At 42.5% G+C, this 15,869-nt stretch carries 14 protein-coding genes and 7 tRNA genes; 7 read left to right on the top strand and 14 right to left on the bottom strand.

Annotated elements, in window-relative coordinates; genetic code table 11:
* Nucleotides 1–44 precede the first annotated feature (44 nt).
* The 8 genes from rsiW to BA79_RS17990 form a co-directional block, all read right to left on the bottom strand.
* Nucleotides 45–671: an anti-sigma-W factor RsiW gene (gene rsiW, locus BA79_RS18025; protein ID WP_008344028.1), complete on the bottom strand. Its 627-nt coding sequence runs from the start codon at nt 669–671 to the stop codon at nt 45–47.
* A gap of 14 nt (nt 672–685) precedes the next feature.
* Nucleotides 686–1,249 (bottom strand): RNA polymerase sigma factor SigW, encoded by a 564-nt coding sequence (sigW, locus tag BA79_RS18020; RefSeq protein ID WP_007498553.1) that lies wholly within the window; start codon nt 1,247–1,249, stop codon nt 686–688.
* Between the two features lie 185 nt (nt 1,250–1,434).
* Complete coding sequence (gene rocF, locus BA79_RS18015) at nt 1,435–2,346, bottom strand: arginase (protein WP_007498554.1); 912 nt, start codon at nt 2,344–2,346, stop codon at nt 1,435–1,437.
* Between the two features lie 137 nt (nt 2,347–2,483).
* Nucleotides 2,484–2,555 (bottom strand) — tRNA-Gln (locus tag BA79_RS18010).
* A 4-nt stretch (nt 2,556–2,559) separates the two neighbouring features.
* Nucleotides 2,560–2,644: transfer RNA gene (locus tag BA79_RS18005), tRNA-Tyr, on the bottom strand.
* Nucleotides 2,645–2,672: 28 nt separating this feature from the next.
* Nucleotides 2,673–2,745, bottom strand: a tRNA-Thr gene (locus BA79_RS18000).
* 3 nt (nt 2,746–2,748) lie between these two features.
* Nucleotides 2,749–2,824, bottom strand: a tRNA-Val gene (locus tag BA79_RS17995).
* Between the two features lie 6 nt (nt 2,825–2,830).
* A tRNA-Glu gene (locus tag BA79_RS17990) sits at nt 2,831–2,905 on the bottom strand.
* A gap of 220 nt (nt 2,906–3,125) precedes the next feature.
* On the opposite strand from BA79_RS17990, the gene murQ reads away from it, so the two are divergent.
* The 6 genes from murQ to BA79_RS17960 are packed head-to-tail and all read left to right on the top strand — an operon-like array spanning nt 3,126 to nt 10,855.
* Nucleotides 3,126–4,037, top strand: coding sequence for an N-acetylmuramic acid 6-phosphate etherase (murQ, locus tag BA79_RS17985; protein WP_035704324.1), 912 nt, complete (start codon nt 3,126–3,128; stop codon nt 4,035–4,037).
* Between the two features lie 12 nt (nt 4,038–4,049).
* Nucleotides 4,050–4,919: a MurR/RpiR family transcriptional regulator gene (locus tag BA79_RS17980; RefSeq protein ID WP_007498558.1), complete on the top strand. Its 870-nt coding sequence runs from the start codon at nt 4,050–4,052 to the stop codon at nt 4,917–4,919.
* Nucleotides 4,916–6,295, top strand: a complete 1,380-nt coding sequence (locus tag BA79_RS17975; RefSeq protein WP_008344031.1) for a PTS transporter subunit EIIC — start codon at nt 4,916–4,918, stop codon at nt 6,293–6,295. Before BA79_RS17980 ends, BA79_RS17975 begins: the two co-directional genes overlap by 4 nt.
* A gap of 12 nt (nt 6,296–6,307) precedes the next feature.
* On the top strand, nt 6,308–7,663 hold the full coding sequence (gene pbp4b, locus BA79_RS17970) for a penicillin binding protein PBP4B (protein ID WP_035704322.1): 1,356 nt from the start codon (nt 6,308–6,310) through the stop codon (nt 7,661–7,663).
* Nucleotides 7,664–7,676: 13 nt separating this feature from the next.
* Nucleotides 7,677–9,596 (top strand): glycoside hydrolase family 3 protein, encoded by a 1,920-nt coding sequence (locus BA79_RS17965; RefSeq protein ID WP_035704319.1) that lies wholly within the window; start codon nt 7,677–7,679, stop codon nt 9,594–9,596.
* Between the two features lie 50 nt (nt 9,597–9,646).
* Nucleotides 9,647–10,855 (top strand): exo-beta-N-acetylmuramidase NamZ family protein, encoded by a 1,209-nt coding sequence (locus BA79_RS17960; protein WP_390309433.1) that lies wholly within the window; start codon nt 9,647–9,649, stop codon nt 10,853–10,855.
* A gap of 38 nt (nt 10,856–10,893) precedes the next feature.
* On the opposite strand, the gene BA79_RS17955 is transcribed toward BA79_RS17960, so the two are convergent.
* The 4 genes from BA79_RS17955 to BA79_RS19855 form a co-directional block, all read right to left on the bottom strand.
* Nucleotides 10,894–11,859 (bottom strand): bile acid:sodium symporter family protein, encoded by a 966-nt coding sequence (locus BA79_RS17955; protein ID WP_035704366.1) that lies wholly within the window; start codon nt 11,857–11,859, stop codon nt 10,894–10,896.
* Between the two features lie 61 nt (nt 11,860–11,920).
* A complete protein-coding gene (locus tag BA79_RS17950) occupies nt 11,921–13,360 on the bottom strand; it encodes a SulP family inorganic anion transporter (protein ID WP_035704315.1) in 1,440 nt (479 codons plus the stop codon).
* 328 nt (nt 13,361–13,688) lie between these two features.
* Nucleotides 13,689–14,654 (bottom strand): flagellin Hag, encoded by a 966-nt coding sequence (hag, locus tag BA79_RS17945; protein ID WP_017358869.1) that lies wholly within the window; start codon nt 14,652–14,654, stop codon nt 13,689–13,691.
* Nucleotides 14,655–14,703: 49 nt separating this feature from the next.
* Nucleotides 14,704–14,826: a hypothetical protein gene (locus tag BA79_RS19855; protein ID WP_265153615.1), complete on the bottom strand. Its 123-nt coding sequence runs from the start codon at nt 14,824–14,826 to the stop codon at nt 14,704–14,706.
* Nucleotides 14,827–15,380: 554 nt separating this feature from the next.
* Between BA79_RS19855 and BA79_RS19315 the strand changes: the two genes are divergently transcribed.
* Nucleotides 15,381–15,569: a site-specific integrase gene (locus BA79_RS19315; protein ID WP_144684608.1), complete on the top strand. Its 189-nt coding sequence runs from the start codon at nt 15,381–15,383 to the stop codon at nt 15,567–15,569.
* An 81-nt stretch (nt 15,570–15,650) separates the two neighbouring features.
* On the opposite strand, the gene BA79_RS17940 is transcribed toward BA79_RS19315, so the two are convergent.
* Nucleotides 15,651–15,723, bottom strand: a tRNA-Thr gene (locus tag BA79_RS17940).
* A gap of 1 nt (nt 15,724) precedes the next feature.
* Nucleotides 15,725–15,799 (bottom strand) — tRNA-Asn (locus BA79_RS17935).
* Between the last annotated feature and the right edge of the window lie 70 nt (nt 15,800–15,869).

Genomic DNA, 15,869 nt, shown 5'->3' with positions numbered 1-15,869 from the left:
GAAAAAGAGCAGTCCCCTTAGAGACTGCTCTCAAACTGTTTGATTTACTTTTGCTCCTCTGGTCCAATGACCCGCATCACGTCTTGTGCTGTAGACTTCATTTTGTACCAAACCCAATCAAACACTTCATTAATTTCATTGATTTGACCAGTGACTTGTCCGGCAGAAGCAGTCAGCTGTTCTCCATTGACGACTGTTACGTTCCCATCAACCTTGCCTTCTACAATCAGCTTGCCATTTTTCACAGTGACGTCACCTTTAACGGTTTCCCCTTTAGGTACCGTCACTGTATCATTTTCAACCACGAGATTCGGCTGCTTTGACACACTGAAATTATGATCCGTATTCCAGCTTGTAAACAGACTGCCTCCCATCAATATGACAAAGAGGGCAGCGGCGACCATTAGCGGATGAGCTTTGATCCATCTTTGAATCGACACACGCTTTTTCTCCTTTGGAAGACCTGCCATCACCTTTGCAGTGAAATCAGATGGTGCTTCTATATGAGATGTACTCTGCACGAGCGCGATGGATTTCTCAATTTGTTGAAAATGAGTACGGCATTCCTCACACGATTGCAGATGGCTCTTTAATTCTTTTTCATCTTCGGGCTCTATGTCCCCGTCTAAATACTGATGCATAAGCAGGACGATTTTTTCCTGACAGCTCATCAAAATCACCTCACTCAAAGGTCTCTCAACTGTTTCCGGAGAGCCTCTCTACCCCTGTGTATTCTCGTTTTCACCGTACCAACTGGTATATTCAGAATCTCACTAATTTCTTTTAACGAGAGTTCATCAATATACTTTAATACGATGACCGAGCGATATTTATCGGGTAATCTTAAAATTTTTTGCTGAATGGTGCTCGATAATTCAAGCGACACCACCTCGTCCTCTGGCAAAATGCCGTCAGCCGCAATTTGAGAATACATATTCAGTCCTTCTGTCCCTGCCACCTCTGCATCTAAATAATAATCCGGCTTTTTTTTACGAATACGGTCGATGGTCAGGTTGGTTGCAATGCGGTACAGCCACGTGGAAAACTTACGATTCACATCAAAGCTCTCAATATTCACATAGGCACGAATAAACGCCTCCTGCGCAATATCTTCTGCTTCATGTGCATTCCCAAGCATACGATAGCACAGCTGATAAATTTTGTCTTTATACAGGTCTACGATGTCTGCAAATGCGTTCTGGTCGCCTTTTTTCACTTGCTTAATTCTCTTTTTAATCATTGTTTCCATAGTATATTCAACCTCTGCCTTCACCGGTCTTTATGTATACGAACCTCGTTCCAAAAGGTTTCATTCTCCTCTAAAAAATAGTGTAACAAATTTTTGACAGCATGTTACGCTTATCAGCCGGTAAAAACCTTAACATATCCTTAAATTTCCCCAAAATTAAAAAAAGAACGGGAACAAGTCCCGCTCTATAATAGCTTTTCACCCATTAAAGAACCAATTAATGCAACTGCCGCTTCTGCTGTTTTATTTTTCTCATCTAATACCGGATTCACCTCAACAAACTCAGCAGATGTCAAAATCCCTGCTTCCTCTAAAAGCTCCATTGCAAGATGACTCTCTCTATAACTGATGCCGCCAGCAACCGGCGTTCCCACGCCAGGGCACTCCGCTGGATCAAGGCCGTCTAAATCAAGCGACAAATGAACACCATCTGTTCTTTCTTTTAAATACGCAATGGCTTCCTCCATTACTCTCGTCATCCCTAATCGATCAATTTCATGCATCGTATACACTTTAATGCCTTTTTCTCTAATCAATGCCCGCTCTCCTTCATCTAAAGAACGAGCACCAATCAAGATCACATTCTCAGGCTTTACTTTTGGCGCATAACCGCCAATATTCGTTAGATCAGCATGCCCAAGACCGAGACTGACAGCAAGTGGCATCCCATGAATATTCCCAGAAGGAGAGGTTTCCTCTGTATTTAAATCACCGTGTGCATCATACCAAATGACACCCAAATTTTCATAATGCTTGGCTACACCGGCTAGTGTACCAATTGCAATGCTATGATCCCCGCCTAAAATCAGCGGAAACGAACCGGACTGCACAATACTGCTAACCTTTTCAGCAAGAAGCTGGTTTGCGCCAGCATTCTCCGTTAAGTTTTTCAGTTTTTCACTTGTATAGAGACCTTTCTCATCATCCCTTTGCTCAACAGGAATATCCCCTAAATCCTCGACACCAAATGAAAGCGATTCCAATTTTTCTTTTACGCCAGCACAGCGAATGGCACTCGGCCCCATATCAACGCCTCTTCTCATTTGACCGAGATCCATCGGCACCCCGACAATCGTGACCTTCTTTTGATCTCCCATATGTACATCCCCTTTCCGTTCATGCTTATATTTTACTTTCTCGGTACCTTTTGACTCAACTCAACAATATTTTGAATAGTTATACATTCCAATCGTCAAAATAAAAAAAAGACACCTTTTTAAAAAAGGTGTCTTAACTGGGCTAGCTGGATTCGAACCAACGCATGACGGAGTCAAAGTCCGTTGCCTTACCGCTTGGCTATAGCCCAAAAATGGTGGAGGGGGGCGGATTCGAACCGCCGAACCCGGAGGGAGCGGATTTACAGTCCGCCGCGTTTAGCCACTTCGCTACCCCTCCACATATGGAATTGATAAAAGAAAAACAGTGCCGGCAAGAGGACTTGAACCCCCAACCTACTGATTACAAGTCAGTTGCTCTACCAGTTGAGCTACACCGGCATATGGTGGAGGATGACGGGCTCGAACCGCCGACCCTCTGCTTGTAAGGCAGATGCTCTCCCAGCTGAGCTAATCCTCCACATGATGGTGACCCGTACGGGATTCGAACCCGTGTTACCGCCGTGAAAGGGCGGTGTCTTAACCGCTTGACCAACGGGCCAGTTTGTCAAGTTTACTGTTTCCGTGAAGCTGACAAAAGTTATTATATACAGGTTGTCCCCCTTTTGTAAAGGGGATTTTTATTTTTTTTATTTTCTAACTATTCAACCCTCATCAGCACAACATTTCGACTGAAATATAATTTCAGTATTTAAATATAATATTGAAATTTCATGTCATACTCAATATACTGAAAATGAAGAAATAAGGAGGTATGTCACATGCAGCCATCTCAACTGCGTTCTTTGACAACAGAATCAAGAAACCCTAACACCATGGGAATTTCACAAGCAAGCCCGCTAGAAATACTCCAAATGATAAATGCGGAAGATATGAAGGTCGCTCAAGCCGTCAACCGTGTCCTTCCAGACGTAAAGACAGCAAGTGACTTTGCCTTTGAATCCATCTCGAATGGGGGCAGACTCATTTATCTAGGCGCTGGAACAAGCGGCAGAATTGGGGTAATGGATGCGGTCGAATGTCCACCTACCTATAGCATTTCACCTGATGTCATCGTAGGCATCATGGCCGGTGGAGACTCTGCCTTTTCACATGCAGCAGAAGATGTGGAAGACAGTGAAGAAGCTGGTCAAAAAGATTTAGAACACATCCACCTGACATCAAAAGATACAGTTGTCGGCATCGCGGCGAGCGGTAGAACACCCTATATCATTGGCGCTTTAAACTATGCTAAAACCATTGGAGCAAAAACAGTAGCCCTCAGCTGCAATGAACAAGCAGAGATTAGCGAACTAGCAGACTGCGCCATTGAAGTCGTCGTAGGACCAGAAGCCATCACTGGGTCAACACGAATGAAAGCCGCATCCGCTCATAAAATGATTTTAAATATGCTTTCCACCTCTGTCATGATCAGACAAGGCAAAGTATATGAAAACCTGATGGTAGATGTAAAAGTAAGCAATCATAAACTAAAAGAACGCGCCATCACCATCATTCAGCATGTGACCAATGCTTCCTACGAACAAGCCGTAAAAGCCCTTGAAGCAGCCGATTTAGAAGTTAAAACAGCCATCGTCATGCTCCAAACCAAAACAGATAAAAAGACAGCCAAAGACCTGCTCAACAAAGCAGATGGTCACATCGACAAAGCCATCTTACGTCATCAATCTTAAAGGAGGAAACTCATGTCAGCAGGCGGACTCACCCTACTACACACAATGAAATCAAAGCTTCCCCAATCTGAAAAAATCATTGCAGACTATATCCTTGCCCATCCTGACAAAGTCATTAAAAGCACAGTGCATGAAATCAGTCAGGCTGCCGGTGCAAGCAGCTCTGCCGTCATCCGCCTCTGTAAGTCTCTCGGGCTGGATGGCTATCACGATTTGAAAATGCGGATCGCTGGAGACTTAATGCACACTGATAAACAAGGCTACCGGGATATCGAACAAGATGAACCACTTCAATCCATTATTCAAAAGACAGCAGGAAACACCATTCAATCGATCAAAGATACAGCCTCTATTTTAAATGTAGAAGCTTTAGAAAAAGCTGTTCAACTGCTGCTGAATGCAAACCAAATCCATTTTATCGGTGTGGGTGCATCTGGCATCGTCGCAGCTGATGCCCAGCAGAAATTTCTCAGAATCAATTATGCAGCCACTGCCTTCACTGACATGCACATCGCATCTACGGTCATCGCAAATGCTGGAAAGAATGACATTGTGTTCGGTATATCCTTCTCAGGAGAAACATTAGACATCATCCAAGCCCTTCAGCTCGCAAAAGAAAATGAAGTGAAAACCATTGCTTTAACGCATCCAGGGCATACAAGCGTTTCTGCATTGTGTGATGTCCATCTATCAACGTCCGGTTCCAATGAAGCACCTTTTCGCAGTGCTGCCACTTCCTCTAGAATGGCACAGCTCTATTTAATCGATGTCTTGTTCCTCAGTTTAGCCTCCCGTCAATATGAACAGACAGCACAATATATTGACAAAACAAGGCATGCCATCCGCTCCATGAAACGAAAAACAAAGGGGGATTCAACATGAGTCATCAAAAAAAATATCAGCAGTTGGCGAAAGAAATCCTTTCACTCTGTGGTGGTTCTGAAAACATCTCTTCCCACACACATTGTATGACACGTCTCCGAATTACACCCATTGATCGTGAAAAAGTGCAAACCACCGCGATCAAAGAACTCGATGGCGTCATTGGCGTCGTCGAAGCGGAAACACTGCAAATCATTTTAGGCACAGGTGTTGTCAACCAAGTATCAAGTGCATTTGAACAACTGCTCAATGCCTCAGGTTCATATGACTTAAACAACGAAGCACAGAAAAACAAACAAGCCATTTCACAAAAGAACCGCACACCATTCAAGCTGTTCTTACGGCGGATCGCCAGCATTTTCATTCCCATTATTCCAGCACTCGTTGCATCGGGTCTTATAACGGGTATTACAAAAGCGGTCGTGCAAGCAGGCTGGCTTGATGAAAAATCTCAAGCTGCGATTATCCTAACCGTTATAGGCTCAGGTTTGTTTGCTTATCTCGGTATATTAGTAGGAACAAACGCCGCAAAAGAATTTGGTGGCTCTCCTGCATTAGGCGCATTAGCAGGTATTCTCATCATTAACCCAGCTGCCGCTGATATTATGTTATTTGGCACTAATATTCTACCAGGTAGAGGCGGACTTATCGGTGTTCTTCTTGCAGCTATTTTTATGGCACTTGTTGAGACCCGGATCAGACGCTTCGTCCCGCAATCACTCGATATCATCGTCACACCAACCATCACACTACTCATTACAGGCATTTTCACGTACGTTATCTTCATGCCAGTCGGCGGATTTATATCTGATGCCATCACCTCTGGACTTACTTATCTATTAAACATTGGCGGTATTTTTGCCGGATTTGTTCTTGGTGCGACCTTCCTTCCTCTTGTTGTCACTGGACTTCACCAAGGCCTAACACCTATTCATATGGAACTGATTAATTCAATTGGAGATGACCCGCTTCTGCCAATCCTCGCTATGGGAGGCGCAGGACAGGTCGGTGCTGCCTTTGCCATTTATATGAAAACAAAAAAGAAAAAGCTGAAAAGAGCCATTGCAGGCGGACTTCCTTCAGGAATGCTTGGAATTGGAGAACCGCTCATTTTCGGTGTCACACTCCCGCTCGGAAGACCCTTCCTCACTGCTTGTCTAGGCGCTGGAATCGGCGGAGCATTTCAAGCCTATTTCCAAATCGCCACTAAAGCAATCGGGGTATCAGGTCTCCCATTAACCTTTATCGTTCACACACATCAAATGCTACTTTACTTAATAGGACTCTTCATTGCATATGTCGCTGGATTTATCTTCACATACTTATTCGGATTTCATGATGATATGGCTGTTGAATTCGAGGAAAATAAGCAATAGGAGGTCTAGCTCTTGAAGAAATATTTTCTCATCATCACAAGTCTGTTCATGCTCCTTGGGTTACCAGTACAAACATTTGCAACTAGCTCCCATCCTGTATCGTCTTTGTCTAAAACAGCACCTGAAGAATATCCCGTCTTAAAAAAAGCAAAACGACCGGAACAAGTAGGTTTTTCTTCTAGGCAGCTTAGGAAGGTTGATCACATGATTCAAAACGATATCAAAGCAGGATTTCCAGGGGCAGCACTCATCATTATCAAGGATGGTCAGGTCGTCCATCAAAAAGCCTATGGCTACAGACAAAAATATAAAGGGGCAACAGAACTCAAATTCTATAAGAAAATGAAAAAGAACACACTGTTCGATTTGGCATCCAATACAAAAATGTATGCCACCAACTATGCCCTGCAAAAGCTAGTATATGAACAAAAACTAGATGTAAATGAAAAAATACAAACCATCCTGCCAGACTTTCAAGATGAACCAGATGCAAAGGTAACCGGCAAAGATCAGCTTCGAGTCAAGGATCTTCTCACCCATTCTGCCGGACTGCCTTCCAGTGTTTTATTTTATAGCAAAGAGCAAGCGGGCTCTTTTTTCTCTCAAGATAGACAAACAACCATGAAATGGCTGCCAAAGGTGCCTCTGCAATACAAGCCAGGCACTCAGCATATTTATAGTGATATTGATTACATGCTGTTAGGCATGATCATTGAGAAAAAAACCGGTATGCCACTTGATCAATATGTAGAGTCGACGATTTATCGACCGCTTGGTCTAAAACATACCATGTTCAATCCGCTGAAAAAGGGATTCAAGCCAAAGCATTTTGCAGCAACCGAGCGTCTAGGCAATACAAGAGATGGTGTCATTGATTTTGAAAACATTCGCAGGTATACCTTGCTAGGTGAAATCCACGATGAGAAAGCCTATTACTCAATGGCAGGTGTCTCCGGACATGCTGGACTTTTCTCTAATACATCAGATATGGCCGTACTGCTTCAGCTGATGCTCAATAAAGGAGGCTATGGGAAAACAACCATCTTTGACCAAGCTTCTATCGATCTCTTTACGGAATCATCAGACACGAACCCAACTTACGGGCTAGGCTGGCGGAAAAACGGCAATACTGACATGGAATGGATGTTTGGAAAATACGCAAGTAAAGAAGCCTATGGACACACAGGCTGGACCGGAACGATGACATTGATTGATCCAAAACACAATCTAGGCGTCGTCTTGCTGACAAATAAAAAGCATTCACCCGTCGTTTCACCTGAAGTCAACCCAAATCAATTTGAAGGTGACCTTTTCCCAACTGGTACTTATGGAAGCATCATGACTGCAATCTACGAATCTTTTAAGTAAAAGGAGGAATTCGATGTTAAAAGCTCTGTTCCCCGCTGCACTCGTTTTGGCCCTGCTCACCTCTTCCATTCCAACGGAAAAGGTGAGCTCCGCCCCTCTCCCAACTGCCAAACAAATGGTTCAGGACATGTCCTTGGATGAAAAAATTGGCCAAATGCTCATGCCAGACTTTCGCAATTGGCAAGCAGAAGGTGAATCCGCTCCTACAGGCTTCACAAAAATGAATAAAGAAGTTTCTCACCTTGTAGAGAAATATCATTTAGGCGGTGTCATCTTATTTGCAGAAAATGTCGTTGATACGAAACAAACCGTCAAACTCACACATGAATTTCAACAAGCATCACCCAACATTCCTTTACTCATTTCCATTGATCAAGAAGGCGGAATCGTCACAAGACTACAAAAGGGAACACATTTCCCAGGAAATATGTCGATTGGTGCCTCTCGAAGTAAGAAAAATGCTTATGACACTGGAAAAATCATCGGCAAAGAATTAAACGCTCTAGGTATCAATACAAATTTCTCTCCTGTTCTTGATGTAAATAATAACCCGAATAACCCCGTCATCGGTGTCCGTTCCTTTAGCTCTGACCCTGAACTTGTCACAAGACTTGGTCTGCAAACCATGAAAGGACTTCAAAAGGAAAAGACCATTTCCACATTAAAGCATTTCCCGGGACATGGTGATACAGCTGTTGATAGTCACTACGGTCTTCCGCTTGTCGAACATGATCTAGATCGTCTTAAAAAGGTGGAGCTGTATCCATTTCAACAAGCAATCAACGCAGGGGCAGATATGGTCATGACTGCTCATGTTCAATTCCCAGCCATTGATGACACAACGTATAAAAGCAAAAAAGATGGCGAGGACATTATGGTTCCAGCAACCTTATCAAAAAAAGTCATCACAAATTTATTAAAAGAAGACATGGGCTTTCAAGGAGTGGTTGTAACAGACGCCCTCAATATGAAAGCGATTGCAGATAACTTCGGACAGGAAGAAGCTGTGGTAATGGCTATTAAAGCAGGCGTCGACATTGCCCTCATGCCAGCACCTGTCACGTCCTTAAAGACAGAAAAAAACCTAGAGAATGTGTTCAATGCTTTAAAAAGAGCAGTTCTCACAAACGAAATTCCGATATCTCAGATCAATCAATCTGTCGAAAAAATCCTTCAATTAAAGATCAAACGCGGCATCATTTCCGCCAATAAATCAGTAAGCCTTGAGAAGAAAATCAAAAAAGCCACACAGCTCGTTGGTCAAAAGTCGCACCGAAAAGCAGAACAAAAAATGGCACGTGAAGGAATCACTCTCCTTAAAAACAACGACAAAACCTTGCCTTTTAAGCCTAAAAAGAATGACAAAATCGTACTCATGGCACCATACGAAGATCAAACAAAAGCAATGTCCGTCACAATTGAATCTCTGATCAAACAGAAAAAGATTAAACCTGTGCAAATCCAATCATACGCATTTGCAGATAAGAGCTTCTCCAAAGAAACAGCCAAACTCATTCAAGATGCTGACTATGTCATTACCGGCTCTTACGTTGTCCAAAATGACCCGGCTGTGAATGATGGCGTCATTGATGACGGTGTACAGGATCCGAAAAAATGGGCAACGGCCTTCCCTCGTGCTGTCATGAAAGAAGCATCAGCACAAAACAAAAAATTGGTCATCATGAGTCTCCGAAACCCTTATGATGCGGCAAATTTTGAAGAAGCCGACGCCTTACTGGCTGTGTACGGTTTTAAAGGGTACTCAAACGGACAATTCAATCAACCGAATATTCCTGCGGGACTAGAAGTGATTTTTGGAGCGGCCTCACCTAAAGGGAAATTGCCCGTCGCTATCCCATCAGTCACTCATCCTAATCAAACCCTTTACCCATTTGGCTATGGACTCAATTTAAAAGGCAAACAGATCAAATAGGAGGGATTCTCTTGAAAAAGACAGCAAGCTTGATACTCGCTAGCATTCTCATGATCAGCACATTGACCGCCGCCTCCCCCGCAGATTCAGAACGAACAGATACAAAAGGAAAAAAAGCAACAGTCAAAACAGGTATCGAAACATTACTCTCAAGTAACCTCTCTTGGCTTAAAGGGAAAAAAGTAGGGCTTATTACGAATCCTACAGGCATTGATGCAAACATGAAAAGCAGTGTCGATCTGCTATTTGAACACCCCGATATCAAACTGACTGCCTTGTATGGGCCTGAACATGGCGTCCGTGGTGATGCACAAGCAGGAGAAGGCGTCGAATCGTATACCGACGAAAAAACGGGCCTGCCTGTTTACTCTCTTTATGGAAAAACAAGAAAGCCAACTCCTGAAATGCTCAAAAATGTAGATGTCCTGCTATTTGATATTCAAGACGTTGGTACTCGTTATTACACCTATATTTACACGATGGCGTATGCAATGGAAGCAGCTAAGGAAAACAACATTCCATTTGTTGTCTTAGATCGTCCAAACCCAATAGGCGGGCTAAAAGTAGAAGGACCCGTATTAGAGCCAGAACACGCCTCTTTTGTAGGTCTCTATCCCATCCCATTAAGACATGGGATGACGACTGGAGAACTTGCATACATGTTTAACAAAGAGTTTCATATCAACGCTGATGTAAAAGTGATCAAAATGAAACATTGGAAACGATCCATGACGTTCGATGACACGAAGCTGCCGTTCGTCCTCCCTTCACCTAATATGCCGACCGTTGATAGTACCTTTGTTTACCCAGCAACAGGATTAATCGAAGGCACAAACGTTTCTGAAGGCAGAGGAACGACGAAACCGTTCGAACTCATTGGCGCTCCATATATCAATAGCAATGAGCTAGCAGATCATTTAAATGGGTTAAAACTAAAAGGCGTTCAATTTAGACCTGTCTCATTTACCCCTACCTTTTCAAAACATGCCGGGACTTTGTCTCACGGGGTACAGCTTTATGTCACAGACCAAAAATCATTCGAAGCAGTCAAAACAGGTCTATCTATCATCAAAGCAATACATGACTTGTATCCTAATGACTTTCAATTCCTACAAACAGGCAGCTTTGATAAACTCATCGGGAATAGCTGGATCAAAGAAGAAATCAATAAAGGCACTTCCATCAAACACATCATGAAACAATACCACCATGATCTAAAGACATTCGAAAAGAAACGGAAGAAATACCTCATCTATTAATCGCAAAAAAGCCTCCACCTTAAAGGATGGAGGTTTTTTCATGATAAAGACTTAGTCACAGCAGGTACTTTCAGCTCGAAACGATGAAGTAAAAAGCCAAACAAGGCTGCAAGCACTTGCTGAAACAGCATGCCAATCACGACAGGAACAGCAACAGCAGGCGGGAAAAAGCTAATGGCAAGCACAGCACCCGCGCTAATGTTCCGCATACCGCCCGTATACACAATCGCCACAATTTCTCCTTGGGTACATTTCATCGCCTTTCCAATCAACCACGCAAAAGCATACCCACTCATCGCAATGAAAAAGACAGTCGCTGCTTTGCTAAAAAATGCAGCATCCAGTTCACGCAAATACGGGGCGACAACAGAACTGTTAATCGATACGACAACAAACAAGCCTAATTTTGAAAAAGGAGCCAAGGTCTGACTCATTGCTTTTGTCACCGATGGCTTTGCATACTGACGAACGAGCATCCCTAAAATAGAGGGCAACACCACCATACCGAATAGTCCTTTCATGATCGCCACCATGTCCATATGGACCTGTGTACCAACGAAGATTGACAAGCTTACTGGCACAATCAATGGCGAAAGCAATGTATCAATTAATATGATAGATAACGTTAACCCCACATTCCCTTTATACATTGCTGCCCATATTAAACTAGACACACCTGTCGGAATCACCATCGCAAGCGTCAAACCGGTGATCGTCATAGAATCACCCGCAAATATCAAATGCCCCGCCGACCATGCATAAAGGGGCATCAGCACATGCAAAATCATAAACGATAAAATCAAAGGCAATGGATGCATCACCGTATGTTTTAAAGCTGAAAAAGTAGATGACAAGCTCCCTGAAAATGTCATCACAGCAAACACCCAAGGCACCAAAAAGGTGAAATCTTTTAAATACGCCGCCAATAATACACCAAGTAGCACACTGACAGGCGTAATGAGCGGCATCACCCGGCCGAGCACCTGATTCAAACGGACAAGCATGCCGGCCACCTCCATCCTTCACTTTCTTCCTTGTTCTATTGTATCAAACAGAAAAGTCTTTTTAAGATCCGATCACTTGTTTCATAAGTTTTTGACTAGACGTATCCATTCCAACTACGTCCACCTCTACACCAGCTGTACGATATTTTTCCTTCACACGTTCAATCGCAGCCACACCTGATTCGTCCCATATACGCGCTTCAGACAAATCAATCACAACCGTGTTCAAGTCGTTTCCATGATGGAAGGCTTGAATCAATTCAGTCACGGAAGCAAAGAAAATTTGACCCTTAATTCGATAAACCCATGTACCAGCTTGGCTTTCTGTAGAGGTAATATGCAGTTTTGATATTTTAGCCACAAAGAATACGGCACTAAGCAGCACCCCTGCAAAAACACCCTTGGATAAATCATGAGTGAACACCACCGTCACGACCGTGACAAGCATCACAAGAGAATCTGTTTTTGGGTTCTTTTTCAGCTGCTGGAATGAACTCCAATCAAAGGTACCAATAGAAACCATGATCATGACAGCAACAAGAGCAGCCATTGGAATTTGAACAACCACATCACCAAGCACAAAAATCAATACCATTAAAAATGCACCAGCCACAAAGGTAGAAAGCCGGCCTCGTCCCCCTGCCTTTGTATTAATCACAGATTGACCAATCATCGCACAGCCAGCCATACCGCCAAAAAATCCTGCCACCACATTGGCAATTCCTTGGCCTCTCGCTTCCTTATTTTTACGACTAGACGTTTCCGTCATATCATCTACAATTTGTGCTGTTAATAAAGATTCAAGTAAACCAACCATCGCAAGTGCTAAGGAATAAGGAAAAATGATAGCAAGTGTTTCCCAGCTAAACGGTACATTGGGAATAAGAAAAGTTGGCAAAGAGCTAGGAAGCTCTCCCATGTCTCCAATCGTTCTGACATCAATATGCCCAAATACAGCAATCATCGTCATCACAATAATTGCAATAAGTGGAGAGGGAATAACTTTTGTGACCATCGGCAATACATAAATGATCAACAATGCTCCACCTGTCATGACATACATAGCCATGGATTCCCCAACGAAATGCGGCAGCTGTGCCATGAAGATCATAATTGCCAATGCATTAACAAAACCAACCATCACAGACCTCGGAATAAATTTCATCAGACGAGACACTCGGCACACTCCAAACACAATTTGAATCAAGCCTGTTAAAATCGTAGCTGCGAACAAATACTGCAATCCATGATCTGCAATTAAATTGACCATGACCAGCGCCATAGCACCAGTAGCGGCAGAGATCATACCTGGCCGTCCACCAACAAACGAAATCACAATCGCGATACAAAACGAAGCATACAAACCGACCTTAGGATCAACGCCCGCAATAATCGAAAACGCAATCGCTTCAGGAATCAAAGCCAAGGCCACTAAAATACCCGCCAGCACATCCTGACGCACATATCCAAACCATTCTTGCTTTACAAATAAATCTTTCAAACCATCTACTCCTTTTTATATACATACCGCACACGGAAAAGAAGATCATTCAAACCTGGAGATGAGGAAAGGAAAATAAACAATGCTTCACTTTCGGGGAAAAAGAGGAACGTACAGAGTCTTTTGTTAGAGAGGATAATCATCACTTTAGTAAGAATATAAGAAAGGAACTAAGGAATCAAGCACAAAAAGAAGGAATGTGTAGAAAATTGATACAAAGCTTACTTACCAATCGATTTATTCCATTCTTGAGTCTATTTGTCACTGAGCATGTCCAACATTTAAAGCAAACAACAAAAGCCCCTATATAAAAGGGGCTTTTGGTTGATTAACGTAATAATTGAAGTACATTTTGCGGCTGTTGATTCGCTTGTGCAAGCATAGCTTGAGACGCTTGAGAAAGAATGTTGTTCTTTGTGAACTCACTCATTTCTTTCGCCATGTCAACGTCACGAATACGAGACTCAGCAGCAGTTAAGTTTTCAGCAGATGCACCCAAGTTGTTAATCGTGTGCTCTAGTCGGTTTTGTACTGCACCAAGTTTTCCACGTTGAGCAGATACTTGGTTAATAGCTGCATCAACAATACTTAGTTGAGTATCAAAACCAACATCAGTAGCATCTGCTGCATTATCAGCAAACTTTCTTACATCGATGTCTTTAATCGCTTGATTCGCTACAATTCCATTAGCACCTTTCACTCCCAATGCATCTGTACTCATTTTATCAATATGAACTGAGATTTGTTGAGTTGCATTAGCACCGATTTGGAACACTAAAGCATTACCACTTGCTGGAACTGCAGGTGTACCTGTATCTGGATCATCTGGATCTGTCGGCGGAATTGCTGGTGTTCCTGGGGTTCCTTTAAACGAACCATCTAATAATTTTTTACCGTTAAACTCTGTACGATTTGAAATTCCATCTACTTCTTCTTGTAAAGCTTTAATTTCATCTTGGATAGATTGAAGGTCAGACTCTTTATCCTGTGTACCAGTATTTCCAGCTTGAACGACTAATTCACGAACACGTTGAAGGATTGAGTGAGTTTCAGTCAATGCCCCCTCAGCTGTTTGGATAAGAGAGATACCGTCCTGTGCGTTTTTTGAAGCCATTTCTAATCCGCGAATTTGTCCACGCATTTTTTCAGAGATTGCAAGACCTGCTGCGTCATCTCCTGCACGGTTGATTTTAAGACCAGAAGAAAGTTTCTCCATGTTCTTTTGGCTCGCACCGTTGTTTGCAGACAAACGGTTTAATGTGTTAAGTGCCGCGATATTGTGGTTAATTCTCATTTCCTATTACCTCCATGTAATTTTTTTCGAGCTTGTCTACAAAGTCCATTTAGATGAGAAGCTCTTCCTTAGAATTTCCGATTTCTAAGGCATGTGTATAGTAGTCATACAGATCACCTTTTGGCTCTCTAACTTTACTACTATCTGCAACACCAGTTATGGCAATAATCATGAAAACTCCTTCTATTAATACTCACCATAACAATGAGTAGCGTGTTACCTACTATAGACAGACCTACCACATATTTTAGTTTGTGGAAATTGTTTATTTCACAAATTCGACACATTTAAAATGCATAAAAGGAAGATGAAATTCTATCAACTACATTTTCAGGAGGAGAAACATAATTAGTGTAAAATTGTGTGGAAACAACACTTTTTCGTATACCCTAGAATCACTCGATAAAGTAACAGAGAAAGAAAAAGGTTTTTGAGAGAAGGATTCACTTCAAAAAAAGAACGATGAAAAATAACATCAAAAAAAGCCCCTGTTCTCTATGATCAGAGGCTTTACCTTTTTCACTTTTTCAATGCTTTTTGAAGAGCTGCTTTTATCTTCGAACCGTTCCATCTTTTATATGGCACAACGTTGACCAATGGAATGCCTTGCTCTGTCATCAACTAGACGAATTAGCATTGTACGTTCTCAACTACCTTTTTATATTTAAATAAATAGTGGGAGCGATTCGCAAAAAAGCACGATATAAGAAAATTCATTTGCATGATATGTGTCATACTCATGCTACAATGTTAATTAACCAAATTGGGAAAATACCTGGCTTTAATATTAAGTCTGTATCTCAACGTTTAGGGCATGCAAATGTAAAAACCACGCTTGAAACTTATACGCATGCATTCAAAGAAGCAGACACTTTGGTTGCAGATGCGATTTCAAATCTATTGCAAACTAAGTGATCCGATCCCAAGCAATTAAAAAAGGCATAAAAAAAGCCTTCTCATCATCGAGAAACCTTGTCAGAACAATATTTAGAGGAAAGCTTCCAAGCGGGCTCGAACCGCTGACCTCTTCCTTACCATGGAAGTGCTCTACCTACTGAGCTATGGAAGCATGGCTCCGCAGGTAGGACTCGAACCTACGACCGATCGGTTAACAGCCGATAGCTCTACCACTGAGCTACTGCGGAATGGATAAAGTAACTTCTTCCATTGGAAGGATATAAACAAAAAGCTTGGCGGCGTCCTACTCTCACAGGG

This window comes from Bacillus altitudinis 41KF2b (genome assembly GCF_000691145.1).
GTDB lineage: Bacteria > Bacillota > Bacilli > Bacillales > Bacillaceae > Bacillus > Bacillus altitudinis.
This window is presented reverse-complemented; position numbering and strand designations above follow the sequence as displayed.